This is a genomic window from Mesorhizobium sp. M7A.F.Ca.ET.027.03.2.1 (assembly GCF_003999175.1).
Classification (GTDB): Bacteria; Pseudomonadota; Alphaproteobacteria; order Rhizobiales; family Rhizobiaceae; genus Mesorhizobium.
On sequence record NZ_RZOM01001639.1, the window covers coordinates 1 to 807 of the forward strand.

Annotated in this window: 1 protein-coding gene and 1 pseudogene; one reads left to right on the forward strand and one right to left on the reverse strand. The window is 65.1% G+C overall.

The window, feature by feature from the left end; all coding sequences use genetic code 11:
• Window positions 1-425 (forward strand): annotated as a pseudogene (locus tag EN750_RS37015) (glycine dehydrogenase (aminomethyl-transferring)); the annotation flags it as partial.
• Here the strand turns inward: EN750_RS37015 and EN750_RS37020 are convergent.
• On the reverse strand, window positions 426-807 hold a 382-nt coding region (locus tag EN750_RS37020; RefSeq protein ID WP_127399461.1), incomplete at its 5' end, for a diguanylate cyclase.

Here is an 807-nt window from a genome sequence, read left to right on the forward strand (position 1 = left end):
GTGCAGGCATCAGTGTCGACGATGTCGCCAAGCGCTTGATCGACTATGGTTTTCACGCGCCGACCATGTCCTTCCCGGTCGCCGGCACGCTGATGGTGGAGCCGACCGAGTCCGAGCCCAAGCGGGAACTCGACCGCTTCTGCGAGGCCATGATCGCCATATCGGCAGAGGCAGCAAAAGTCGCCAGGGGCGAATGGCCTTTGGCCGACAATCCGCTGGTCAACGCGCCGCACACCGCCGCCGAGGCGTTGGCCGGCCAGTGGACCCATCCCTACTCGCGCCTGGAAGCGGCCTATCCGGCAGGCGACCCCGACACGGCAGCCAAGTACTGGCCGCCGGTGTCACGCATCGACAATGTCGCCGGCGATCGCAACCTGGTCTGCTCGTGCCCGCCGCTGTCGGACTATCTGGGGGCCGCGGAGTAATTACGCTGAGCGCAAGGCCGGCTTGATCGGCTCGGCCTTGCCCATCCTCTTGCGGCTGATGACACAATTTCGCCCGGCGCGTTTGGCGGCATAGAGCGCCGCGTCCGCCTCGGCGAGCACGTTGTCCAGCCTGCTGCCGCTTGCCTCGCCAAAGCCGATGCCGCCGCTGACCGTGCTGCGCAACTTGCCGAGCTGGGTGGGGACGATTTCGGTGCCGAACGCCACGCCGATCTTGCTGGCGAGATCGTAAGCTTTTTCGTCCGTCATCCGCGACATGACGATTGCGAACTCCTCGCCGCCAAGGCGAAAAGCGTCGACGCCGGGCCGGGCATACTTTTTGATGACGGCGGCAAAACGGCACAAGACCTGATCCCCTACCTGT